Source organism: Streptomyces sp. VNUA24 (assembly GCF_029167005.1).
GTDB classification, from domain to species: domain Bacteria; phylum Actinomycetota; class Actinomycetes; order Streptomycetales; family Streptomycetaceae; genus Streptomyces; species Streptomyces scabiei.
The window spans coordinates 8,398,669-8,422,490 of record NZ_CP119143.1 but is presented as its reverse complement, the minus strand read 5'-3'; the positions used below and the strand labels follow the sequence as shown (position 1 = coordinate 8,422,490).

20 protein-coding genes, 1 tRNA gene and 1 pseudogene are annotated in these 23,822 nt (G+C 70.0%); 12 read left to right on the top strand and 10 right to left on the bottom strand.

Annotation, left to right across the window (positions count from 1 at the left end; translation table 11 throughout):
- Nucleotides 1-40 precede the first annotated feature (40 nt).
- From PYR72_RS36105 to PYR72_RS36070, 8 genes are all read left to right on the top strand, one after another.
- On the top strand, nt 41-529 hold the full coding sequence (locus PYR72_RS36105; RefSeq protein ID WP_275459195.1) for a hotdog fold thioesterase: 489 nt from the start codon (nt 41-43) through the stop codon (nt 527-529).
- An 81-nt stretch (nt 530-610) separates the two neighbouring features.
- Nucleotides 611-1,015 carry a hypothetical protein gene (locus tag PYR72_RS36100; RefSeq protein ID WP_275459194.1) on the top strand — a complete coding sequence of 135 codons (405 nt, stop codon included), beginning with the start codon at nt 611-613 and terminating at the stop codon, nt 1,013-1,015.
- Nucleotides 1,012-1,668, top strand: coding sequence for a Tat pathway signal sequence domain protein (locus PYR72_RS36095; protein WP_275459193.1), 657 nt, complete (start codon nt 1,012-1,014; stop codon nt 1,666-1,668). The genes PYR72_RS36100 and PYR72_RS36095 overlap by 4 nt, the downstream gene beginning before the upstream one ends.
- 280 nt (nt 1,669-1,948) lie before the next feature.
- On the top strand, nt 1,949-3,178 hold the full coding sequence (locus PYR72_RS36090) for a branched-chain amino acid ABC transporter substrate-binding protein (RefSeq protein WP_275459192.1): 1,230 nt from the start codon (nt 1,949-1,951) through the stop codon (nt 3,176-3,178).
- Nucleotides 3,179-3,290: 112 nt separating this feature from the next.
- The gene (locus tag PYR72_RS36085; RefSeq protein WP_275459191.1) at nt 3,291-4,223 is read left to right on the top strand and encodes a branched-chain amino acid ABC transporter permease; all 933 of its coding nucleotides are present in this window, start codon (nt 3,291-3,293) and stop codon (nt 4,221-4,223) included.
- A gap of 5 nt (nt 4,224-4,228) precedes the next feature.
- Entirely contained in the window at nt 4,229-6,055 is a 1,827-nt protein-coding gene (locus PYR72_RS36080) for a branched-chain amino acid ABC transporter permease (RefSeq protein WP_275459190.1), read from the top strand.
- Nucleotides 6,056-6,060: 5 nt separating this feature from the next.
- Nucleotides 6,061-6,972, top strand: coding sequence for an ABC transporter ATP-binding protein (locus PYR72_RS36075; protein ID WP_275459189.1), 912 nt, complete (start codon nt 6,061-6,063; stop codon nt 6,970-6,972).
- Nucleotides 6,969-7,685: an ABC transporter ATP-binding protein gene (locus tag PYR72_RS36070; RefSeq protein ID WP_013004435.1), complete on the top strand. Its 717-nt coding sequence runs from the start codon at nt 6,969-6,971 to the stop codon at nt 7,683-7,685. The genes PYR72_RS36075 and PYR72_RS36070 overlap by 4 nt, the downstream gene beginning before the upstream one ends.
- An 82-nt stretch (nt 7,686-7,767) precedes the next feature.
- On the opposite strand, the gene PYR72_RS36065 is transcribed toward PYR72_RS36070, so the two are convergent.
- Nucleotides 7,768-8,421 (bottom strand): response regulator, encoded by a 654-nt coding sequence (locus PYR72_RS36065; protein WP_152168037.1) that lies wholly within the window; start codon nt 8,419-8,421, stop codon nt 7,768-7,770.
- A gap of 99 nt (nt 8,422-8,520) precedes the next feature.
- On the opposite strand from PYR72_RS36065, the gene PYR72_RS36060 reads away from it, so the two are divergent.
- Together PYR72_RS36060 and PYR72_RS36055 are read left to right on the top strand one after the other, a co-directional pair.
- Nucleotides 8,521-8,603, top strand: a tRNA-Leu gene (locus PYR72_RS36060).
- Between the two features lie 83 nt (nt 8,604-8,686).
- Nucleotides 8,687-9,475, top strand: coding sequence for a helix-turn-helix domain-containing protein (locus PYR72_RS36055; RefSeq protein ID WP_275459188.1), 789 nt, complete (start codon nt 8,687-8,689; stop codon nt 9,473-9,475).
- Nucleotides 9,476-9,481: 6 nt separating this feature from the next.
- Here the strand turns inward: PYR72_RS36055 and pyk are convergent, their stop codons facing one another.
- Both pyk and PYR72_RS36045 read right to left on the bottom strand, forming a co-directional pair.
- The gene (pyk, locus tag PYR72_RS36050; protein WP_275459187.1) at nt 9,482-10,918 is read right to left on the bottom strand and encodes a pyruvate kinase; all 1,437 of its coding nucleotides are present in this window, start codon (nt 10,916-10,918) and stop codon (nt 9,482-9,484) included.
- Nucleotides 10,919-11,055: 137 nt separating this feature from the next.
- Entirely contained in the window at nt 11,056-11,775 is a 720-nt protein-coding gene (locus PYR72_RS36045) for an SIMPL domain-containing protein (protein ID WP_275459186.1), read from the bottom strand.
- 209 nt (nt 11,776-11,984) lie between these two features.
- Between PYR72_RS36045 and PYR72_RS36040 the strand changes: the two genes are divergently transcribed.
- A complete protein-coding gene (locus tag PYR72_RS36040; RefSeq protein ID WP_275459185.1) occupies nt 11,985-13,796 on the top strand; it encodes a 5'-nucleotidase C-terminal domain-containing protein in 1,812 nt (603 codons plus the stop codon).
- Nucleotides 13,797-13,937: 141 nt separating this feature from the next.
- On the opposite strand, the gene PYR72_RS36035 is transcribed toward PYR72_RS36040, so the two are convergent.
- The 5 genes and pseudogenes from PYR72_RS36035 to PYR72_RS36015 all read right to left on the bottom strand — a co-directional run.
- Nucleotides 13,938-15,374, bottom strand: coding sequence for a SidA/IucD/PvdA family monooxygenase (locus PYR72_RS36035; protein WP_275459184.1), 1,437 nt, complete (start codon nt 15,372-15,374; stop codon nt 13,938-13,940).
- Nucleotides 15,371-16,744 carry an aminotransferase class V-fold PLP-dependent enzyme gene (locus tag PYR72_RS36030; RefSeq protein WP_275459183.1) on the bottom strand — a complete coding sequence of 458 codons (1,374 nt, stop codon included), beginning with the start codon at nt 16,742-16,744 and terminating at the stop codon, nt 15,371-15,373. Before PYR72_RS36030 ends, PYR72_RS36035 begins: the two co-directional genes overlap by 4 nt.
- Nucleotides 16,745-16,970: 226 nt before the next feature.
- Nucleotides 16,971-19,475, bottom strand: a complete 2,505-nt coding sequence (gene pepN / locus PYR72_RS36025; RefSeq protein ID WP_275459182.1) for an aminopeptidase N — start codon at nt 19,473-19,475, stop codon at nt 16,971-16,973.
- Nucleotides 19,476-19,565: 90 nt separating this feature from the next.
- Nucleotides 19,566-20,087, bottom strand: a complete 522-nt coding sequence (locus tag PYR72_RS36020; RefSeq protein ID WP_275459181.1) for a response regulator — start codon at nt 20,085-20,087, stop codon at nt 19,566-19,568.
- A 182-nt stretch (nt 20,088-20,269) separates the two neighbouring features.
- A pseudogene (locus PYR72_RS36015) lies at nt 20,270-20,650 on the bottom strand (chorismate mutase); the annotation flags it as partial.
- Between the two features lie 168 nt (nt 20,651-20,818).
- Here PYR72_RS36015 and PYR72_RS36010 point away from each other — a divergent pair.
- The gene (locus PYR72_RS36010; RefSeq protein ID WP_275459180.1) at nt 20,819-21,730 is read left to right on the top strand and encodes a hypothetical protein; all 912 of its coding nucleotides are present in this window, start codon (nt 20,819-20,821) and stop codon (nt 21,728-21,730) included.
- Between the two features lie 367 nt (nt 21,731-22,097).
- On the opposite strand, the gene PYR72_RS36005 is transcribed toward PYR72_RS36010, so the two are convergent.
- On the bottom strand, nt 22,098-23,024 hold the full coding sequence (locus PYR72_RS36005; RefSeq protein WP_275459179.1) for an SDR family oxidoreductase: 927 nt from the start codon (nt 23,022-23,024) through the stop codon (nt 22,098-22,100).
- Nucleotides 23,024-23,815, bottom strand: a complete 792-nt coding sequence (locus PYR72_RS36000) for an SDR family oxidoreductase (RefSeq protein WP_275459178.1) — start codon at nt 23,813-23,815, stop codon at nt 23,024-23,026. Before PYR72_RS36000 ends, PYR72_RS36005 begins: the two co-directional genes overlap by 1 nt.
- Between the last annotated feature and the right edge of the window lie 7 nt (nt 23,816-23,822).

The window sequence follows — 23,822 nt, the reverse complement described above, 5'->3', positions numbered from 1 at the left end:
GACGCCGGCCGCTCTTTCGACCGACGACGGACGGAGCCCCATGGGCGAGCAGCACGACGTGAAGTTCCCGCAAGAGGTCATCGACGAGTACGCGGCCCTCGGCGTCGACCTGGTGGCCATGTTCTCCGCCGGGCACCTGGGCACGCGCATGGGCGTGCGGATCGTGGAGGCGTCGGCGGACCGGGTCGTCGGGACGATGCCGGTGGAGGGCAACACCCAGCCGTACGGGCTGCTGCACGGGGGCGCGTCCGCCGTGCTGGCGGAGACGCTGGGGTCGGTCGGCTCCATGCTGCACGCCGGCAGTTCCAAGATCGCCGTGGGTGTGGACCTGAACTGCACGCACCACCGGGGCGTGCGCTCCGGGCTGGTGACCGGTGTCGCCACCCCGCTGCACCAGGGGCGCTCGACGGCCACGTACGAGATCGTCGTCAGCGACGAGGCCGGCAGGCGGGTGTGCACGGCCCGGCTGACCTGCCTGCTGCGCGACGCCCCGGCGGCCGCGGACGGGCGGACGGGGACGTCCGGCTGATGCGTGCGGGCGGGGGGCGGGCCGCGGCGAAGGCGACGTCGCCTCTGGCCCCGCACGGCGGACAGGCTCTAGCGTCGGGGCATGGCAACGGGAAGAGCACCCTGGCCGCGGGCGGCGCTCGCGCCGGCGCTGCTGGCCGGCGTCCTCGCCACCGGGTGCGCGGCGCCGGACACTCCGGACGCGTCGGCGTCCGCGCGGAACGACGGGGCACCTTCGCCGTCCGCCACCCCGCGCGAGGAGGTGTGCGCGAAGCTCGTGACGTACTGGGCGCGGGAGGCGCTGGACAGCGGCACTTACGGCGACTACCAGTCGATGGGGCTGTCGAACGGGCAGTACGAGATCCTGCGGACGGTCGTGGACGCGGCACGGGCGGAGCGCCGGCGCACCGACGCCGGGGCCGCGGACCGGCTGATCGAGCGGCGGGCCCGGACGGACTGCGAGGCGTGGTACCGCTCGGGCGGGCCCGGCGAGGAACCCTGGCGGTGAGCGGGATCGGTCCCGTGGAGCCGGGCGAGGGGACGCACCCCCGGGACCTCCACGAGGCGGACATCGCGCCCGCCCCGGCCTCTTCCCACGGGCGGTGCGCGCGGGCGTACGCCCGGCATCGCCGTGCCGTGCTCCCGGTGGCGGCGGCCGTCGTCGCGCTGGCGGGCGGCGGCTATCTGTATGCCACCCGGCCCGAGCCGGCACCCCGGCCCGAGCCCGCGCCGCGGCGCGGGACGGCCCCGCCCTACCCCTCCCAGGCCGTCGGCGTCCGCTATCTGGGCCGGGTGACCCCGCCCGCCGGAGCACCCCGCACACACTTCGACTTCGAGGTGGAGCTGCGCGTGCTGTCCGGCCCCCCGGTGACCGTCGAGCGGGTGACCCAGCCCTATGCGGGGCTCTCCCTGCGCACGGACCCGCGCACTCCGGTACGGATCGGGACCGACCGCCCCCGGCGGATCGCCGTCACCATGCGCGTCACCGAATGCGGGAAAGCGCCCGACAGCCCCGGGCTGCCTTTCCTGGACGTAACTCTACGTAATACGCGCGCAATGGAAGCGCACAGTTTCATGCTGGGCGAGCGCTACGCACAGGACCTCTCGGACACCCTCGAAGTCGCCTGTAGCAACGATTCCACGTCATCACCAAAAACTTGAACACTCCTGAACCTACCCGCGTCGACCCTGCACATTCTCACCATGTGGACAGGGCGAATCGGCCTGAATTCCGCGCATCCACCCACTGAGTACCGCTCTGCATTACCTCGTGTCATAACAAGAGCGTCACAGCCTTGGCCAGACTCTCCTCCACATTCCCTACACCCGCTTAGAGTCACGGCCAGTCACCGCGCCACAGGAATCGAAGTCACGTCTTCGGCCCAGCGCTCGACTCGGCCCCTTTCAAACAGGAAGGGCCGTGCCAGGGAAAGGACTGATCGTGCGTCAACGTTCGCTCATAGCCATCACCGCCGCGCTGGCGGCGGGAGCACTCACTCTCACCGCCTGTGGTTCGCGCGACGAGGACAAGGGCGGCTCGGACACCGGCAGTGGCACCACTGTCGTCATCGGCGTCGACGCCCCGCTCACCGGCGACCTGTCCGCGCTGGGCCTCGGCATCAAGAACTCCGTGGACCTCGCCGCCAAGACGGCCAACAAAGAGAAGTACGTCGAAGGCGTCACCTTCAAGATCGAGGCCCTCGACGACCAGGCCCAGCCCTCCTCGGGCCAGCAGAACGCCACCAAGCTCGTCGCCGACAAGAGCGTCCTCGGTGTCGTCGGCCCGCTGAACTCCTCCGTGGCCGAGTCCATGCAGAAGGTCTTCGACGACGCCAAGCTCGTCGAGATCTCCCCGGCCAACACCAACCCGGCGCTGACGCAGGGCCCGGACTGGCAGAAGAGCAAGGTCCGCCCGTACAAGTCGTACTTCCGCACCGCGACCACGGACGCCATCCAGGGCCCGTTCGCCGCGCAGTACGTCTTCAAGGACGCCAAGAAGAAGAAGGTCTTCGTCATCGACGACAAGAAGACCTACGGCGCCGGTCTGGCCGCCACCTTCTCCGACGAGTTCAAGAAGCTCGGCGGCAAGATCGTCGGCACCGAGCACATCGACCCCGACACCAAGGACTTCTCCGCGGTCGCCACCAAGGTCAAGACCTCCGGCGCCGACGTCGTCTACTACGGCGGCGAGTACCCCCAGGCCGGTCCGCTCAGCAAGCAGATCAAGGCCGCGGGCGCCAAGGTCCCCGTCGTCGGCGGTGACGGCATCTACAGCGCCGACTTCATCAAGCTCGCCGGCGCCAGCGGCGCCGGCGACCTCGCCACCTCCGTCGGCGCCCCGGTCGAGGAACTCGACTCCGCCAAGGAATTCGTCGCCAACTACAAGACCGCCGGCTACAAGGAGGCCTACGAGGCCTACGGCGGCTACTCCTACGACTCCGCCTGGGCGATCATCGAGGCCGTCAAGAAGGTCGTCGAGGACAACAACGGCAAGCTCCCGGACGACGCCCGCGCCAAGATCACCGAGGCCGTGCAGAACGTCTCCTTCGACGGTGTGACCGGCAAGGTCTCCTTCGACGAGTACGGTGACGCCACCAACAAGCAGCTCACCGTGTACGCCGTCGAGGGCGGCGAGTGGAAGGCCGTCAAGTCCGGCACCTTCGAAGGCTGACACCTACCCGCATCATCCCCAGAGCCGCGCGGGGCGCCGCACCACTGGCGCCCCGCGCGGACTCACATCCGGTCACATCCCTCGATATATCCGAAGTCTCGGAGGACATGCGGTGAACGAACTGCCGCAGCAGCTGGTCAACGGCCTGCTACTGGGATCCATGTACGGGCTGGTCGCCATCGGCTACACGATGGTCTATGGCATCGTCCAGCTCATCAACTTCGCCCACGGTGAGATCTTCATGGTGGGCGGATTCGGCGCCCTCACCATGTACCTGTACGTGCTGCCCGACGGCACGTCCATGTGGGTGGCACTGCCCCTCATGCTCATCGGCGGCATCCTCGTCGCCGTGCTCGTCGCGGTCGGAGCGGAACGATTCGCCTACCGCCCCCTGCGCACGGCACCCCGCCTCGCACCCCTCATCACCGCCATCGGCCTCTCCCTCGCCCTCCAGCAGGCGGTATGGGCCTGGTACCCCAACGCCCGGTCCGCGATCACCTTCCCCCAGATCGAGGGCGGCCCCTTCCAGATCGGCAACGTCACCATCCAGACCGGTGACATCTTCCTGCTGCTCGCCGCCCCCATCAGCATGGCGATCCTCGCCTACTTCGTGATGAAGACCCGCACCGGCCGCGGCATGCAGGCCACCGCGCAGGACCCCGACACCGCCAAGCTCATGGGCATCAACACCGACCGCATCATCGTGGTCGCCTTCGCCCTCGGCGCCGCCTTCGCCGCCGTCGGCTCCGTCGCCTACGGACTCAAGTACGGCGAAGTCCAGTTCCGCATGGGCTTCATCCTCGGCCTCAAGGCCTTCACCGCGGCCGTCCTCGGCGGCATCGGCAACATCTACGGCGCCATGCTCGGCGGCCTGGTCCTCGGCGTCGCCGAAGCCCTCTCCACCGCCTACATCTCCGACATCCCCGGGATGGAGCAGTTCGGCAGCCAGTCCTGGGCCAACGTCTGGGCGTTCGTACTCCTCATCCTCGTCCTCCTCGTCAGGCCACAGGGCCTGCTCGGCGAGCGCGTGTCGGACAGGGCGTGACACCGATGACCACACAGACCACCGCACCCCAGGCAACCGGCGACACCACCGCCGGCACCCAGCACAGCCTCGTGGGCATCCCCCCGCACATCGGCCGCGCCCTCGCCACCGGCGGCGGAGCACTCACCATCGTCTCCACCTTCCTGGCCTGGACCTGGACCTCCGCCTTCCCCGGCGACCTCACCGTCTACGGCTACCCCGGCGGCCTCCAGGTCCTCGTCCTCATCGGCGGCGCCCTCACCACCCTCCTCGGCCTGTCCTCCTACGGCATCAAGGGCCTGCGCTGGCTCACCCCCGCAGGCGCCGACAGCGCCCTCAAACTGGCCGCACTCGGCACCTTCGCCACCGCCTGGTACACGATCATCGCGATCAGCGCCAAGCTCGGCGGCGCCGTCAACCTGGAGCCCGGCGGCTGGATCGCGGGCATCGCGACCCTCCTCGCCCTCCTCGGCGCCCTCTCCCTGCCCTACACACGACCCGAGACCGAACCCGGCGACCCCGACGACACCGGCTGGGACCAGTACCGCCACCGGGCACGCAACCAGCGCACCGTCATCAAGGCCGCCTTCGCCTCCGGCACCGCCGCCCCCGCGCGCCAACTGCCCGCGTACGCCGAGATCCTGATCATCGTCGCCGCACTCGCCCTCGGCCTCACCGTCTTCACCTACGGCATCGGCACCGAGTACGACGAACTCTTCATCGGCTTCCTCATCACCGCGGGCTTCAGCTTCGGCGCAGCCGCAAAGGCCGGCCTCGTGGGCCGGATCTCGGCGCTCACCGCCAAGCACCGCAACGTCACCATGATCGGCGCGTTCGTCGCAGCCGCCGCCTTCCCCTTCACCCAGTCCGACGACCAGTACGCGACCATCGGCGTCTACATCCTGATCTTCGCCACCGTCGCCCTCGGCCTCAACATCGTCGTCGGCCTCGCCGGCCTCCTCGACCTCGGATACGTCGCCTTCCTCGGCGTCGGCGCCTACACCGCGGCCATGGTCTCCGGCTCCCCCTCCTCCCCCTTCGACATCCACCTGCCGTTCTGGGCCTCCGCCCTCCTCGGCGCCGCCGTCGCCATGATCTTCGGCGTCATCATCGGCGCCCCCACCCTGCGCCTGCGCGGCGACTACCTCGCCATCGTGACGCTCGGCTTCGGTGAGATCTTCCGGATCACCGTCCTCAACATGGACGGCACCTCCGGCCCCGACATCACCAACGGCTCCAACGGCATCTCCTCCATCCCGAACCTCAACATCCTCGGGTTCGACTTCGGCCAGGAACACACCTTCGCCGGCTTCACCATCGCCCGCTTCGCCAACTACTTCCTGCTGATGCTCCTCATCACGCTGGTCGTGGTCGTCGTCTTCCGGCGCAGCAGCGACTCCCGCATCGGCCGCGCCTGGATCGCCATCCGCGAGGACGAGACCGCCGCCCTCGCCATGGGCATCAACGGCTTCCGCGTCAAGCTCATCGCCTTCGCCCTCGGCGCCGCCCTCGCCGGCCTCGCCGGCACCGTCCAGGCCCACGTCACCTACACCGTGACACCCGAGCAGTACCAGTTCGCCGCGGTCGTCCCGCCCAACTCGGCCTTCCTCCTCGCGGCGGTCGTCCTCGGCGGCATGGGCACCATCAGCGGCCCCCTCGTCGGCGCCGCACTGCTCTACCTCATCCCGTCCAAGCTCCAGTTCCTGGACGACTACCAGCTCTTCGCCTTCGGACTCGCGCTCGTCCTCCTGATGCGCTTCCGCCCGGAGGGCCTCATCCCCAACCGGCGCCGCCAGCTCGAATTCCACGAAGAGGCCGAAGCGCCCGCAGTGCTCAGCAAGGCAGGGGCCTGACCACCATGACTACCGACACCACCATCAAGGACACCGCCCCCGGCTCCGACGCCACCGGCGAAACCGTCCTCGACGCCCGCGGCGTCACCATGCGCTTCGGCGGCCTCACCGCCGTACGCAACGTCAACCTGACCGTCAACAGCGGCGAGATCGTCGGACTCATCGGCCCCAACGGCGCCGGCAAGACGACCTTCTTCAACTGCCTCACCGGCCTCTACATCCCCACCGAGGGCGAGGTCCGCTACAAGGGCCAGGTCCTGCCGCCCAAGTCCTTCAAGGTCACCGCGGCCGGCATCGCCCGCACCTTCCAGAACATCCGCCTGTTCGCCAACATGACGGTCCTGGAGAACGTCCTCGTCGGACGCCACACCCGCACCAAGGAAGGACTCTGGTCCGCCCTCCTGCGCGGCCCCGGCTTCCACAAGGCCGAAAAAGCCTCCCGCGAACGCGCCATGGAACTCCTGGAGTTCGTCGGCCTCGACGCCAAGGCCGAACACCTCGCCCGCAACCTCCCCTACGGCGAACAGCGCAAGCTGGAGATCGCCCGGGCACTCGCGAGCGAGCCGGGCCTGCTTCTGCTCGACGAACCCACCGCGGGCATGAACCCCCAGGAGACGCGAACCACCGAAGAACTGGTGTTCGCCATCCGCGACAAGGGCATCGCCGTCCTCGTCATCGAGCACGACATGCGGTTCATCTTCAACCTCTGCGACCGCGTCGCCGTCCTCGTCCAGGGCGAAAAACTCGTCGAGGGCGACAGCGCCACCGTCCAGGGCGACGAACGCGTCGTCGCCGCCTACCTCGGCGAACCCTTCGAGGACGCACCCGGCCAGGACGAGGTCGCCGAAGTCGAAGCCGCCGAAGCGAACGCCGAGCCCACGACGGACACCGTGCCCGGCAAGGAGAACGACCGATGACCGCACTGCTCGAAGTAGAGGACCTCCGGGTCGCCTACGGCAAGATCGAAGCCGTCAAGGGCATCTCCTTCAAGGTCAACGCCGGCGAGGTCGTCACCCTCATCGGCACCAACGGCGCCGGCAAGACCACCACCCTGCGCACCCTCTCGGGCCTCCTCAAGCCCGTCAGCGGCCAGATCAAGTTCAACGGCAAATCGCTCAAGAAGATCCCCGCGCACGACATCGTCGCGCTCGGACTCGCCCACTCCCCCGAGGGGCGGCACATCTTCCCGCGCATGACCATCGAGGACAACCTCCGCCTCGGCGCCTTCCTGCGCAGCGACAAACCCGGCATCGAGAAGGACATCCAGCGCGCCTACGACCTCTTCCCCATCCTGGGAGAGCGCCGCAAGCAGGCCGCCGGAACCCTCTCCGGCGGAGAACAGCAGATGCTCGCCATGGGCCGCGCACTCATGTCCCAGCCCAAGCTCCTCATGCTGGACGAGCCCTCCATGGGCCTCTCCCCCATCATGATGCAGAAGATCATGGCCACGATCGCCGAGCTGAAGTCCCAGGGCACCACCATCCTGCTCGTCGAACAGAACGCACAGGCCGCGCTCTCCCTCGCCGACCAGGGCCACGTCATGGAGATCGGCAAGGTCGTCCTCTCCGGCACCGGCTCCGACCTGCTCCACGACGAGTCCGTCCGCAAGGCGTACCTCGGCGAGGACTAGCCGGTTCCCGTATGTACGACGAGGCCCGCACCCCCATCTGATGGGGGTGCGGGCCTCGTCGTAGGCACGTGTACCGGGTCGGTCAGCCCTTCGCGGCCTTCTTCTCGTCCGCGTCCTGGATGACCGCCTCCGCCACCTGCTGCATCGACATCCGACGGTCCATCGACGTCTTCTGGATCCAACGGAACGCCGCCGGCTCCGTCAGCCCGTACTCCGTCTGCAGAATCGACTTCGCCCGGTCCACCAGCTTCCGCGTCTCCAGCCGCAGCGTGAGGTCCGCGACCTCCTTCTCCAGCTCCTTCAGCTCCGTGAACCGCGACACCGCCATCTCGATCGCCGGCACCACGTCACTCTTGCTGAACGGCTTCACCAGATACGCCATCGCCCCCGCGTCCCGGGCGCGCTCCACCAAGTCGCGCTGCGAGAACGCGGTCAGCATCAGCACCGGCGCGATACGCTCCTCGGCGATCTTCTCCGCCGCCGAGATCCCGTCCATCTTCGGCATCTTCACATCGAGGATCACGAGGTCGGGCCGGTGCTCCCGGGCCAGCTCGATGGCCTGCTCCCCGTCACCGGCCTCCCCGACGACGGAGTAGCCCTCCTCTTCGAGCATCTCCTTGAGATCGAGACGGATCAGCGCCTCGTCCTCGGCGATGACGACACGGGTCGTCAGCGGAGGCACGTGCGACTTGTCATCGTCGTCGGCGACGGGCTGGGGCGACTCGGGGGCGGTCACGGGGGCTCCTTGTTCGGGGCAGGGGTACTGCTGACATGAGGGTACCTAGCTGCGGCGCAGCTAGGTGAACCGGTAGAGTTCCGTTCAGCTACACAGCTTGCCCGGTTGGAGGAACTGGTCAGACTCGCGGTGCTCAAACCACCGTGCCTTAGGGCATGTGGGTTCGAATCCCACACCGGGCACTCCTAGAAAGCGGATGTTCACGTTCTCGTGAACATCCGCTTTTTACTGCACACGGTCGCGATCAGTGACACAGAGTGGCCACATGAACTTCCATGGCACTGAAGTGCGACAGAACGCTTTGACCTTGCTGCGCGGCGGCACCAAGAACGCAGAGGTCGCCCGGAGGCTGAACGTGCCGCTGGGGACCATCGGCTACTGGAAGCATCTCGACCGGGCCAAGCGCGGCGAGTGCCCCGGACGCCACAGCCCGCCCTGCCCTCGTTGCGACGGACGAGAACTCGACGAGTCGGCGTACAGCTACCTGCTCGGGCTGTATCTCGGCGACGGTCACATCATCCAAAACCGCGCGATGAGGGTGCCCAGTCTCTCCATCGCCTGCGCCGATGCGCACCCAGGGCTCATGGACGAGTGCGAGAAAGCCATGCGTGCAGTCTTCCCCGGAAACTCGGTCTGTCGAGTCCGCCGAAAGGGCTGCCGAGAGGTGAAGCTGTACTCCAAGCATCTACCGTGCCTGTTCCCGCAGCACGGCCCCGGGGTGAAGCACGAGCGCCTCATTCTCCTCGAACCCTGGCAACAGGAAATCGTCGACGCCTACCCCTGGGACTTCATCCGCGGCCTCATCCACTCCGACGGCTGCCGCATCACCAACTGGACGACCCGACTCGTCGGGGGCGAGCGCAAGCGGTACGAGTACCCGCGTTACTTCTTCACCAACAAGTCCGACCACATCCGGCAGCTCTACACCGACGCCCTCGACAAGCTGGGCATCGAGTGGACTCACTGCACCCGCGACGGCAACCCCTACAACATCTCCGTCGCCAAGAAGGCCTCCGTCGCTCTCCTCGACACCCACGTGGGCCCGAAGTACTAGCCCGCCCTACCTCGAACCCCCGCCCTCCCCGATGTGATGCACCCGCACCATGTTCGTCGTGCCCGCCACCCCCGGCGGTGAGCCCGCCGTGATGATCACCACGTCGCCCTTCTTGCAGCGGCCGTACCGCAGCAGCAGTTCGTCCACCTGGTCGACCATCGCGTCCGTGGAGTCGACGCGTGGCCCCAGGAACGTCTCCACGCCCCACGTGAGGCTCAGCTGCGAGCGCGTCGCCGGGTCCGGGGTGAAGGCCAGGACCGGGATCGGGGAGCGGTAGCGGGAGAGGCGGCGGGCGGTGTCGCCGGACTGGCTGAAGGCGACGAGGAACCTGGCGTCGAGGAAGTCGCCGAGTTCGGCGGCGGCGCGGGCCATGGCGCCGCCCTGGGTGCGGGGTTTGTCGTGCTCGGTGAGGGGCGGGAGGCCCTGGGCGAGCATGTCCGACTCGGCGGCCTCGGCGATGCGGCTCATCGTGCGGACCGTCTCGACCGCGTGCTTGCCGACGCTGGTCTCGCCGGAGAGCATCACCGCGTCGGCGCCGTCGAGGACGGCGTTGGCGACGTCGCTGACCTCGGCGCGGGTGGGCCGGGAGTGGTGGATCATCGAGTCGAGCATCTGGGTGGCGACGATGACCGGTTTGGCGTTGCGCTTGGCCAGTTTGATCACGCGTTTCTGGACCAGCGGGACCTGTTCCAGGGGCATTTCGACGCCGAGGTCACCGCGCGCGATCATGATGCCGTCGAAGGCGGCGACGATCTCGTCGATGGTGTCGACCGCCTGGGGTTTCTCGATCTTGGCGAGGACGGGGAGTCGGCGGCCCTCCTCGTCCATGATCTGGTGGACGCGTTCGATGTCGCGGCCGGAGCGGACGAACGACAGGGCGATGGTGTCGAAGCCGGTGCGCAGGGCCCAGCGGAGGTCTTCCTCGTCCTTGTCGGAGAGGGCGGGGACCGAGACGGCGACGCCGGGCAGGTTGAGGCCCTTGTGGTCGGAGACGATGCCGCCCTCGACGACCTTCGTGCGGATGCGGGGGCCGTCGATCGCGGTGACTTCGAGGGTGACCTTGCCGTCGTCGACGAGGATGGGGTCGCCGGGGGTGACGTCGGTGGCGAGGCCGGCGTACGTGGTGCCGCAGCCCTCGCTGTCGCCTGCCGCGCCCTTCTCGACGCTGATGGTGAAGGTGTCGTCGCGTTCGAGGAGTACGGGGCCTTCGGTGAAGCGGCCGAGGCGGATCTTCGGGCCTTGAAGGTCGGCGAGGGTGCCGACGCTGCGGCTGGTCTCGTCGGCGGCCTTGCGGACGTGGCGGTACCGCTCGTCGTGTTCGGCGTGGTCGCCGTGGCTGAGGTTGAAGCGGGCAATGTCCATGCCGGCCTCGACCACTGCCTTGATCTGGTCGTACGAGTCGGTGGCGGGCCCGAGGGTGCAGACGATCTTTGCTCGGCGCATGGGTCGACCCTAGGGCTTACCGGCGGGTAGTGATGTGGTGGGGCGTGACTACTCAACGGCCTCTGGATGAAGGGTATTTGACAAGTAGTCATCAGGGTTTGAAGGGTGCCCCGGCCGGGTGGTGGCCGGGGGTCGGGTCACAGGGTCGGGGGGTGCATGGTGAAGCGTGCGTTGACCTGTGCGTAGACGTGTTGGCGTTGGGGTTCGAGGTCGAGGGGTGGGGCGTCGGTGTCGTCGGCGCTCTTGGCTCGGGCGGAGCGCATGAGGCCGCCGGGTGCTGCGGGGCGGAGGGGTTGGGGGGCTTCGGCGCCGATGTCGGCGAGTTCGACGAGGGCGGCGAGGGTGGTGCCGAGGGCTTCGGCGTATTCGCGGGCGCGTTGGACGGCTTCCTTGACGGCTTGTTGTCTGGCTTTGCGGTGGGCGGGTGAGGCGGGGCGCAGGGACCACCAGGGGCCGTCGACGCGGGTGAGGTCGAGGTCGGCGAGGCGGGTGGTGAGTTCGCCGAGGGTGGTGAAGTCGGTGAGGTCGGCGGTGATGTGGACGCGGCCGTGGTAGGCCTGGATGCGTTCGCCGCGGCCTTTTTCCTTGAGTTCGGGGGTGAGGGAGAAGGCGCCGGTCTCGAGTCGTTCGACGGCTTGGCCGTAGGTTTTGAGGAGGTCGAGGACGGTGGTGTTGCGGCGGGTGAGGTCGTCGAGGGCGGTGCGTCGGTCCTTGCCGCGGGCGAGGACGGTGACGGTGATGCGGGCTATCTCGGGGTCGACTTCGAGGTGTGCTTCGCCGCGGACGGCGATGCGGGGTGCGTCGGGGGTGCCGTAGGGGACGGGGGTGGGTGGGGCTTCTTCTGGGCTGGTGGTCATACGCCCCACTCTGTCACTGATGGCCTGGTGGCAGGGTTGTGCAGGTCACCAGATCGAAACCCTGGGGGTCTGTTGCGGTGGGGGTGGTACGGGTCAGAATCTACGCGCGTCGTCCCCTTTGGCCCTGTGTTCCGTCGTCGATGGTTCACGCTGGTCGCTGCTGGTCTACGCGCGTCGAGATCGTCCCGTTCCTCCGAGGAGTACCTGAGATGCCCCTGAACCGCCGGAAGTTTCTGAAGAAGTCGGCCGTGACCGGTGCGGGCGTGGCCATCGCCGGTTCGGCGATGGCTCCGAGCGCGCAGGCGGCGGAGGCGAAGGCCGGTGGCCGGAAGAAGGACACCGACCGGTACAGCTTCACGGTGATGGGGACGACGGACCTGCACGGGAACGTCTTCAACTGGGACTACTTCACGGACAAGGAGTTCGACGACAAGGCGCACAACGACGTCGGTCTGGCGAAGATCTCGACGCTGGTGAACCGGATCCGCAAGGAGAAGGGCCGGCGGAACACGCTGCTGATCGACGCGGGCGACACGATCCAGGGCACGCAGCTGTCGTACTACTACGCGAAGGTGGACCCGATCACCGCCAAGGGCGGTCCGGTGCACCCGATGGCGCAGGCGATGAACGCGATGGACTACGACGCGGCGGCGCTGGGGAACCACGAGTTCAACTACGGCATTCCGGTGCTGCGGAAGTTCCAGAAGCAGTGTCGTTTCCCGCTGCTGGGGGCGAACGCGCTGGATGCCAAGACGCTGCTGCCGGCGTTCCCGCCGTACAGCATGCACCGGATGCGTACGCCGCACGGGCCGGATGTGCGGGTGGCGGTGCTGGGGCTGACGAACCCGGGGATCGCGATCTGGGACAAGGCCAATGTGCAGGGGAAGATGACGTTCCCGGGTCTGGAGGAGCAGGCGGCGAAGTGGGTGCCGAAGCTGCGGTCGATGGGCGCGGACGTCGTGATCGTGTCGGCGCACAGCGGTTCGTCGGGGACGTCGTCGTACGGTGACCAGCTGCCGTACATCGAGAACGCGGCCGGGCTGGTGGCCGAGCAGGTGCCGGGGATCGACGCGATCCTGGTGGGGCACGCGCACACGGAGATCCCGGAGTACTTCGTCACCAACAAGGAGACCGGCAAGCAGGTCGTGCTGTCGGAGCCGTTGAAGTGGGGGCAGCGGCTGACGTTGTTCGACTTCGAGATGGTGTGGAGCAAGGGTTCCTGGAAGCTGGAGAAGGTCGGCGCGAAGGTGCTCAACTCCAACACGGTGGAGGAGGACCCGGCGATCGTGTCGATGCTCTCGGACGAGCACAAGAAGGTCGTGGCGTACGTCAACCAGGTGATCGGGACGAACGCGGCGGAGATGACGTCGGTGGAGGCGCCGTACAAGGATGTGGCGATCATCGATCTGATCAACCACATCCAGGCCGACACGGTGAAGCAGGCGCTGGCGTCCACGCAGTACGCGTCGTTGCCGGTGCTGTCGCAGGCGGCGGCGTTCTCGCGGAGTGCGGTGATTCCGGCGGGCAATGTGACGATCCGGGACGTGGCGGGTCTGTATGTCTTCGAGAACACGCTGGAGGCGCGTCTGATGACGGGTGCGCAGATGAAGGCGTATCTGGAGTTCTCGGCGAACTACTTCGTGCAGACGGCGGCGGACGCGGTGGTCGATCCGGCGAAGCTGACGAACGCGAACGGGACGCCGGACTACAACTACGACGCGGTGAGCGGTCTGTCGTACGAGATCGACATCGCGAAGCCGGCGGGGTCGCGGGTGACGAACGTGCGGTTCGAGGGTGCGGCGCTGGCGGACGACCGGAAGTTCGTGTTCGCGGTGAACAACTATCGGGCGAACGGTGGCGGCAACTTCCCGCATGTGGCGGCGTCGCCGCTGCTGTGGTCGAACTCGGACGAGATCCGTAACACGATGATCGCGTGGGTGAAGGCGAAGGGGTCGATCGATCCGGCGGCGTTCGCGTCGGTGGACTGGAAGCTGACGCGGAACGGTACGCCGGTCTTCTAGGACGCCGGTCTTCTGGTCCGGCGGTACGGCAGGGCGGTCGTCGCCGCTGTCGGGGTCGTCGCGGATGCGGATACGGATGCGGGGTTGGGTCCGGGTCCGGGTTCGTGACGGCCGCGGCGGCGGCGATGTCGCGTTCGTCGGTCAGCGCACCTCGACGAGGGGGGTCAATGAGGTGGGGACTGTGGCCTGCCGTGCGGCCGGGATCCGGGGTCGGGGTTCGAGGCCGAAGGTGGTGAAGGCGGTGCGGCCGGGCAGGGGGTAGGGGTCCTTGCCGGTGAGGGTGTTGAGGATGGTGGCGCTGCGCCAGGCGGCGAGGCCGAGGTCGGGGGCGCCGACGCCGTGGGTGTGGAGTTCGGCGTTCTGGACGTAGACGTGGCGGTCGGCGGCGGTGACGGAGGGGTCGAGGATCATCCGGAAGTTCTCGTCGACGCGGCATCGTTCGCGGTGGTCGCGCCGCATGTAGGGGTCGAGGCCGGCGAGGACGCGGTCGAGGGGGCGTTCGCGGTAGCCGGTGGCGAGGACGACGGCGTCGGTGGTGAGGCGGGAGCGGGTGCCCTGTTCGCTGTGTTCGAGGTGGAGTTCGACCCTGGTGGTGGCGAGTCGGCCGGCGGTGCGGACGTGGACGCCGGGGGTGAGGACGGTGTCGGGCCAGCCGCCGTCGAGGGTGCGGCGGTACAGCTCGTCGTGGATGGCGGCGATGGTGTCGGCGCCGATGCCCTTGTGGAGCTGCCATTGGGCGGCGACGAGCCGGTCCCGGGTGGGTTCGGTGAGGGCGTGGAAGTAGCGGGCGTAGTCGGGTGTGAAGTGTTCGAGGCCGAGTTTCGAGTACTCCATGGGGGCGAACGCCTCGGTGCGGCCGAGCCAGTGGAGTCTTTCCCGGCCGGGGGGCCGGTGGCGGAGCAGGTCGAGGAAGACCTCGGCTCCGGACTGTCCGGCGCCGATGACGGTGATGTGTCCGGCGGCGAGGAGGCGGTCGCGTGCGTCGAGGTAGTCGGCGGCGTGGACGACGGGGACGCCGGCCGCTTCGACGAGGGGTTTGAGGGGTTCGGGGACGTGGGGTTCGGTGCCGACGCCGAGGACGATGTTGCGGGTGTAGGTGCGGCCGGGTTCCTCGGTCCGTCCGTCGCCGTCGAGGCGGGTGTGGTCGACTTCGAAGAGGTCGCGTTCGGGGTTCCAGCGTACGGAGTCGACTTGGTGGCCGAAGCGGAGGCCGGGCAGGTTCTCGGCGACCCAGCGGCAGTAGGCGTCGTATTCGGCGCGCTGGATGTGGAAGCGTTCGGCGAAGTAGAACGGGAAGAGCCGGTCGCGGGTTCTGAGGTAGTTGAGGAACGACCAGGGGCTCGTGGGGTCGGCGAGGGTGACCAGGTCGGCCAGGAAGGGGACCTGGAGGGTGGCGCCCTCGATGAGCAGTCCGGGGTGCCAGTCGAAGCCGGGGCGTTGTTCGTAGAAGACGGCGTCGAGTGTGGTGAGGGGCTGGGCGAGGGCGGCGAGGGAGAGGTTGGCGGGGCCGATGCCGATGCCGACGAGGTCGCGGGGGGCTTCGGGGTCGGGCCGGTCGTGTGCGGGGGTCGGGCTCATGCGGGGGTGTGTCCTTCGGCGGCTGTGGCGAGGTCTACGAGCTTCAGCAGGGTGGCGAGGTCGTCCGGCCGGGTGTGGGGGTTGAGCAGGGTGGCCTTGAGCCAGAGCCGGCCGTCGAGTGCGGCGCGGCCGATGACGGCCCGGCCGTCGTTCAGGAGTCGGCGGCGGACGGCTGCCACGGTGGTGTCGGTGGCTGCGGTGGGCCGGAAGAGGACCGTGCTGATGGTGGGCCGGTCGTAGAGCTCGAAGCCGGGGTGTGCTTCGACGGTGTCGGCGAACTGCTGGGCGAGGGCGCAGACGTGGTCGACGAGTCGGCCGAGTCCGCTGCGTCCCAGGGTTTTGAGGGTGACGGCGGTCTTGAGGATGTCGGGCCGTCTGGTGGTGCGCAGCGAGCGGCCGAGGAGGTCGGGCAGGCCGGCTTCGGTGTCGTCGTCGGCGTTGAGGTAGTCGGCGTGGTGGTCCAGTGCGGTGAGGTCGGTGGTGTCGCGTACGGCGAGGAGTCCGGCGGCGACGGGCTGCCAGCCGAGTTTGTGCAGGTCCAGGGTGATGGTGTGGGCGTGGGTGAGGCCGTCGAGCCTGGGCCGGTGCCGGTCGCTGAACAGGAGTCCTCCGCCGTAGGCGGCGTCGATGTGCAGCCGGGCTCGGTGGGTGCGGCACAGGTCGGCGAGGGCGGGCAGGGGGTCGATGAGTCCGGCGTCGGTGGTGCCGGCGGTGGCGGCGACGAGGAGGGGGCCCTGGAGGTGGGTGAGGGCGTCGTCCAGGGCGGTGGGGTCGAGGGTGCCGGCGGGGGTGGGGATGACGACGGGGTCGGGCAGGCCGAGCAGCCAGGCGGCGCGGACGAGGGAGTGGTGGGCGTTGGCTCCGCAGACGAGGCGGACGCCCGGGTGCGCCTCGCGGGCGAGGAGGAGGGCGAGTTGGTTGGATTCGGTGCCGCCGGTGGTGATCAGTGCGTCGGCGGCGCCGGCCTCGGCGGCCAGGGCCCGGGTGACCAGGGTTTCGAGGGCGGAGGCGGCGGGGGCCTGGTCCCAGGAGTCGAGGGAGGGGTTGAGCACGGAGACGGCGAGGTCGGCCGCGGCGGCGACGGCCAGGGGCGGGGTGTGGAGGTGGGCCGCGCACAGGGGGTCGGCCGGGTCGGCGGTGCCGGCGGCGAGGGCCCGGACGAGGCGGTGGAGGGCGTCCGGGTCGCCGTCGGCGGGCAGCGGTTCGCCGAGTGCGTCCCGCACCAGGGCCGTGACCGTGTCGGGGCCGCCGGCGGGGAGGGGGCCGCCCCGTGCTCCGGCCCCTTCCCGCAACGCGTCGAGCACGGTGTCGAGCAACGGCCGGAGCGCGTCGGGACCTTGGGGTCCGGAGGCGAGGGGCGCAGCGGTCATGGATTCCTCCGAGCACGGGGAGTTCCATTTTGTACGCCGATCGGGTGCCGGACCCGAAAAGGCCGTTCTTTACAGCCGAAAGAGGGTACGGGTGGACGCCGTCCACGACAGCGGCCCCGTCAGGGGCGCGGGGCTGTATCGCTATGCGGCTCCGCCGCGGGGCGCGATCAGTCGCAGTCGGCCTCAGGCCCGCAGAACCCCCGAGCCCTCAGCGGCGGAACCCGGGCTACGCCTCCCGCACCCGCAGCGCCCGCGCCAGGTCGTCCAGCTGGTCCACCAGCTTGCGGCGCAGCGCCGGGATGACCTCGTCGTCCTGGAGGCATCGCTCCCCGAGCCCCAGTGTCTCCGGGTCGACCGCGTACACCGGGAACGCCCAGCGTCCGGCGGCTTCCGCGATCGCCGGTCCGCGGCGGGCGGCCAGGGTCACCGCGTCGGCCCAGTACCGCTCGACGTACTCGGTGAGGAGTTCGGCCTGTTCGGGCTGCCAGAAGCCCTGGGCGGTGGCGGTGAACAGGTAGTTGGAGAGGTCGTCGGTGGTGAACATGGCCTCCCAGGCGGCCTGTTTGGCCTCGGGTTCGGGCAGTGCGGCCCGGCAGCGGGCGGCGCCCTCGCGGCCGCTGGCGCTGGGGTCGCGTTCGAGTTCCTCGTCGATGGTGGCGGTGTCGACGGCGCCGAGGACGGCGAGCCGGCCGAGGACGCGCCAGCGCAGTTCGGGGTCGAGTTCGGGTCCGCCGGGGACGGTGCCGTCGGCGAGCCAGGCGGCGATGGTGTCGGGGTGGGCGGCGACGTCGATGAAGTGGCGTACGGCGATGAGACGCAGGCCGGGGTTGTCGCCGTCCTCGGTGCGGCGGATGAGGTCGCGGCACAGGGAGCCGAGGGTGGCGAGGCCGGCGGGGCGCTGCTCGGGGGTGAGGTAGCGGTCGGCGACCTGGGTGGTGGCGAAGGAGAGGACGCCCTGGACGATGGCGAGGTCGCTCTCGTGGGGGAGGTGGGTGCGGGCGGCCTCCAGGTAGGCGGTGGCCGGGAGTTCGGCGTCGCGTACGGCGTCGCGCAGGGCGTTCCAGACGACGGCGCGGGTGAGGGGGTCGGGGAGGCCGCTGAGGTGGGCGGTGACGGCGGCGGCGGATTCGGTGTCGAAGCGGATCTTGGCGTAGGTGAGGTCGCCGTCGTTGAGGAGGAGGAGTGCGGGGCGCTTGCCGATGGGCTGCTCGGCGGGCTGGGGGAGGTCGAGTTCGACGCGGTCGCGGAGGGTGAGGTGGCCGTGGTCGTCGCCGGGGTCGCGGTCGTAGACGCCGACGGCGATGTGGTGGGGGCGGCTGCCGGTGCGGTCGACGGTGAGGGTGTGGGTGCCGTCGGCGGTGCGGGTGATCTTCGGGGTGAGGGTGTCGACGCCGGTGGTGCGCAGCCAGGCGTCGGCCCAGGCGTGGACGTCGCGTTCGGTGGCGCCGGCGAGGTTGTCGATGAAGTCGGCGAGGGTGGCGTTGCCGAAGCGGTGGCGGGTGAAGTGGGCGTTGATGCCGGCGAGGAAGTCCTTCTCGCCGAGCCAGGCGACGAGTTGGCGCAGGGCGGAGGCGCCCTTGGCGTAGGAGATGCCGTCGAAGTTGAGGAGGGCGGCGGCGGTGTCGTCGACGTTCTCGGGGGCGACGGGGTGAGTGGAGGGGCGCTGGTCGGCGTCGTAGCCCCAGGCCTTGCGGGCGACGCCGAAGTCGACCCAGGTGTCGGTGAAGCGGGAGGCTTCGGTGAGGGTCTGGTAGCCCATGTACTCGGCGAAGGACTCGTTGAGCCAGATGTCGTCCCACCACTTGAGGGTGACGAGGTCGCCGAACCACATGTGGGCCATCTCGTGGGCGATGACCATGGCGCGGGTCTGGCGTTCGGTGTCGGTGACGGCGGAGCGGTAGACGAACTCGTCGCGGAAGGTGACGAGGCCGGGGTTCTCCATGGCGCCGGCGTTGAACTCGGGGACGAATGCCTGGTCGTAGGAGTCGAAGGGGTACGGCTCCTCGAACTTGGCGTGGTAGCGGTCGAAGAGGGCGCGGGTGATGTCGAGGAGTTCGTCGGCGTCGTTGTCGAGGTGGGGGGCGAGCGAGCGGCGGCAGTGGATGCCGAAGGGCAGGCCGCGGTGTTCGGTGCGCACGGAGTGCCAGGGTCCGGCGGCGACGGCGATGAGGTAGGTGGAGATCGGCGGGGTGGTGGCGGCCCGCCAGGTGCCGTCGTCCTGTCGTTCGGTGATGCCGTTGGCGAGGACGGTCCAGCCGTCGGGGGCGGTGACGGTGAGGTCGAAGGCGGCCTTGAGGTCGGGCTGGTCGAAGGCGGCGAAGACGCGTTGGACGTCGTCCATGAAGAGCTGGGTGTAGACGTAGGTCTCGCCGTCGGTGGGGTCGGTGAAGCGGTGCATGCCCTCGCCGGTGCGGGAGTAGCGCATGGCGGCGTCGACGCGTAGTTCGTGGTCGCCCGGGGTGAGGCCCTTGAGGGTGAGGCGGTTGCCGTCGAGGGTCCCGGGGTCGAGGGGTTCTCCGTCGAGGGTGACCGAGCGCAGTTCGGCGGGCTTCAGCTCGACGAAGGTGTCCGCGGCCTTTTTCTTCCCTCGTACGGTGAACTGGATGACGGTACGGGAGTCGAAGGTCTCGTCGTCGCGCGTGAGGTCGAGTGCGATCTCGTAGCGGTGGACGTCGAGGAGCCGAGCACGGGCTTGCGCTTCGTCGCGCGTCAGTACGGACATGAGGGACATGCTGCCTGATGGCCCTGGCGCAGGACAGGGGCGGGCCTGGTACGCGACCTATGTCCGGTCGTGTGCGCCGCGTGTCCGGCCGTATGCGGCCTATGCCCGGTCGTTCGCGCCGTCGTGCTGGGCGGGGACGCGCCCCCGTTCGCGGTGGTCGGCGCCGGTTGCCTGGAGGTTCTCGTGTTCCTTGAGGCGGGCGCGGAGGTCGCGGACCTCGCGTGCCAGGGTGTCGGAGCGGGCGTGGGCGTCGTAGAGGTAGCGGACCTTGGTGCGCAGGGCCCAGGGGTCCACGGGTTTCATGACGAGGTCGGCGACGCCGAGGCGGAAGGCGGCGGCGGTGAGTTCGGCGTCGGGGCCGAAGCCGGTGAGGAGGATGACGGGGATGTGCTGGGTCTGTTCCACGCCGCGCATGTAGCGGACGACGTCGAGTCCGCTGACGCCGGGCATGCGGACGTCGAGGAGGAGCAGGCCGACCTGGCCGCGGAGGACTTCCTTGAGTGCCGCGTCGCCGCTGGTGGCGCGCGTCAGCCGGTGGCCGAGGGGGGCCAGGGCGCTCTCCAGGGCGTACAGCGTGTCCTCATGGTCGTCGACGATGAGGATCGTGGCTTCGGACGGCATGACCTCTCACCGCGTGTAGTCGTTCCCTGACAAGGAGTGTGCACGCAGGATGCCCGTCGGCGGGCCGGATGTCACTCCCCCGTGTCCGGTGCGGTGCCGGTGGTGCCGGTGGTGCCGGTGGTGCCGGTGGTGTCCGTCGTTTCCGTCGTTTCCGTCGTGTCCGTGGTGCGGGTCGTCCCGGCGGTGCCGTTGAGGGCGTCGTCCGCGATGCGTTCGTGGTGGCGGATGACCTCGGCGATGATGAAGTTCAGCAGCTTCTCCGCGAACGCGGGGTCCAGCTTGGCACTGGTCGCGAGTCCGCGCAGCCGGTTGATCTGCTGGGCCTCGCGGCCGGGGTCGGCGGGCGGCAGTCGGTGCGCGGCCTTGAGGTGGCCGACCCGTTGGGTGCACTTGAAGCGTTCGGCGAGCATGTGGACGACGGCGGCGTCGATGTTGTCGATGCTGTCGCGCAGGCGGGTGAGTTCGGCCTGCACGTCCGCGTCGATCTGCGCGTCGTTCTCCGCGTCGTTCTCGGTGGCCGGGGTGGTCGTGGTGTTCGCGCCGTCGGTGTCGCTGGTGGTCATGGTCGTCACCCTAACGACGCGGTGGCCGGCCGGTCGCGTGGGGCGGGGTTCGGCGCTCGGGTGGACGGGTGCGCAGCCGGGCGGGCGGGATGTGGGTGCGCGGCCGGGGGCGTGGGTGGGCACCGGCTTAGAGTGGAACGTATCGAGGCGTCTTGGGGGGGTACGGACGTGGCGGACGGCGGACCTGTCGAGCACGGCTACCCGCATCTGGACATCGTGCGGGCGTCGATCACCGCGCTGTACAGACGTCTGTCCTACGACACGATCCAGCTGTTCGCCACGAGTGTGGCGCCGGTCGACGTGGCGTTCCACGACGGCGACGATCTTCATCTGGGTGCGCAGCGGGTGGCGCGGGAGCTGGTGCGGCACTACCGGCTGCCGCAGGCGCGGATGGTCGTCGGTTTCCGGGAGATGACCCATGCGGCGAGTGTGGAGCTGGCGGCGGGGCCCGAGTACTTCGTCGAGCTGAACGACCGTTTCCGGACGCATCGGCGGGACATCGGGGCGGCGCTCGCGCACGAGGTGATGCATGTGTATCTGCACCGGCTCGGGCTGTCGTTCCCCGGCACCCGTGAGAACGAGATCCTCACGGACACGGCGGCGACGTATCTGGGGGCGGGGTGGCTGCTGCTGGACGCGTACCGGGAGGATGCCGCGTCGTCGCAGAAGCTGGGGTATCTGACGCCGGAGGAGTTCGGGTACGTGCTGGCCAAGCGGGCGCAGGTGTTCGGGGAGGACCCTTCGGTGTGGTTCACCAGTGCCCAGGCGTACACCGCGTTCGCCGAGGGGCGGGTGCGGGCGCTGCGGGACGGGCGGCAGCCGCCGCTCACGGCGGCGGGGTGGGCGGGGCGGCGGCGGTACGCGCGCGACCGGCGCCATGCGCGGGACGACCTGCGGTCGGCCTCGCCGCACGAGGGGGTGCCGTATGTGTTCTCGTCGGAGGAGCGGGGGGCGGGGCGGGGGGCGTTGCGGGTGTCGTTTCCCTGTCCGACGTGTCATCAGCGGATTCGGGTGCCGGTGCGGGGGCGGGTGCGGGCTCGCTGCGGGCTGTGTCGGACGGTGTTGGAGTGCGATACGTAGGTCTGGGGGTGCGGGGTGCGGGGCGCGGGAGGGGCGGGTTGGTTCGGTGCGTGGGCGGGTGCGGGTGCGTGGGGGCTTGTCGCGCAGTTCCCCGCGCCCCTTTGAAGCTCCGGCACGGTCATGGGGCGCCGTAGGCCCTGGGTGGGGGCGCGGGAGGGGCGGGTTGGGGCGGTGCGTGGGCGGGTGCGGGCTCGGTGGGGGCTTGTCGCGCCGTTCCCCGCGCCCCTTTGATGCTCCGGCGCGGTCATGGGGTGCCGTAGGCCGTGGGCGGGGGCGCGGGAGGGGCGGGTTGGTTCGGTGCGTGGGCGGGTGCGGGTGAGTGGGGGCTTGTCGCGCCGTTCCCCGCGCCCCTTCAGGGCCCGGGCGGTCATGAGGCGCCGTACACCGGGCGGGGCCTGGCGGCCTCGGCCAGGAGTTTGCGTGCGGTCTCTCCGGCCTCCTCGGGGGTGCGGCGGGCGCCCTTGTCCTCGGTCGGGCCCGGGTGCCAGCCCTCCATGACGGTGATGCGGCCCGCCTCCGTCTCGAAGACGCGGCCGGTGACGCCGTCGCTCGCGGCGGAGCCCAGCCAGACCACGAGGGGGGAGACGTTCTCGGGGGCCATGGCGTCGAAGCCGGTGTCCGGGGCGGTCATCGTCCCGGCGAAGACCGTCTCGGTCATCCGGGTGCGGGCGGCGGGGGCGATGGCGTTGACCTGGACGCCGTAGCGGGCGAGTTCGGCGGCCGCGACGAGGGTGAGGCCGACGATGCCGGCCTTGGCGGCGCTGTAGTTGCCCTGGCCGAGGGAGCCCAGCAGGCCCGCGCCGCTGCTGGTGTTGACGATCCTGGCGGTGGGGGTGCGGCCGGCCTTGGCCTCGGCGCGCCAGTGGGCGGCGGCGTGCTTCAGGGGGAGGAAGTGGCCCTTGAGGTGGACGCGGAGGACGGCGTCCCAGTCGTCCTCGTCGAGGTTGACGAGCATGCGGTCGCGCAGGAAGCCGGCGTTGTTGACGAGGGTGTCGAGGCGGCCGTAGGTGTCCAGGGCGGTGCGGACGAGGGAGGCGGCGCCGTCGGCGGTGGCGATGTCCCCGCCGTGCGCGACCGCTTCCCCTCCCCGGGCGCGGATCTCCTCGACGACCCGGGCGGCCGGGCTGTCGGGGTCCGGCGTGCCGTCGAGTCCGACCCCGAGGTCGTTGACGACGACCCGGGCGCCCTCGGCAGCGTACGCGAGCGCGTGCGCCCGCCCGAGCCCTCGCCCGGCGCCGGTCACGATCACGACCCGCCCTTCGCAGAGCGGATGCGCGCTGCTGGTCACGCTCATCAGGGTTCGCCTTTCTCGTCGTGGTGGTGGGAGGGGAGGGGGTGCGGGACGGGTCCAGGGGCGGAGGCCGTCGCCGCGTCCAGGAAGGCCGGGCGTTCGCCGCCGCCGTGGACGTGGAGGGACGCGCCGGTGATGTAGGCGGCCGCGTCGGAGGCGAGGAAGACCGCGGCGTCGCCGACGTCGGCGGGGGTGGCGAGGCGGCCGAGGGGAACCGTGCGGGCCACGGCGGCGATGCCCTGCTCGTCCCCGTAGTGCAGATGCGAGAGTTCCGTGCGGACCATGCCGAGGACGAGGGTGTTGACCCGGATGTCCGGGGCCCACTCCACCGCCATGGAGCGGGCCAGGTGTTCCAGGCCGGCCTTGGCCGCGCCGTAGGCCGCCGAGCCGGGCGAGGGGCGGCTGCCGCTCACGCTGCCGATCATGACGATCGCGCCCCGGGCCCGCCGCAGGTGCGCGTACGCGGCGAGGGAGACGGTCAGCGGGGCGGTGAGGTTGAGTTCGAGGACGCGGGCGTGGTGGCGTGCGTCGGCCTGGGCGAGGGTGCGGTGGGGGGTGCCGCCGGCGTTGTTGACGAGGACGTCCACGCGGGGCAGTCCGGCGAAGAAGGCGTGCACGGCGTCCGGGTCCCGGACGTCCAGGGGCATGAACTCGGCGCCCTTGAGCGGCACTTCGGGCGGCCGACGGGCGCAGGTCACGACCTCGGCGCCGGCGTCGGCGAAGGCGCGGGCGAGGCCGGCGCCGACCCCGCGCGTGCCGCCGGTGACGACGGCGAGCTTCCCGTCGAGCCGCATCCGCTGC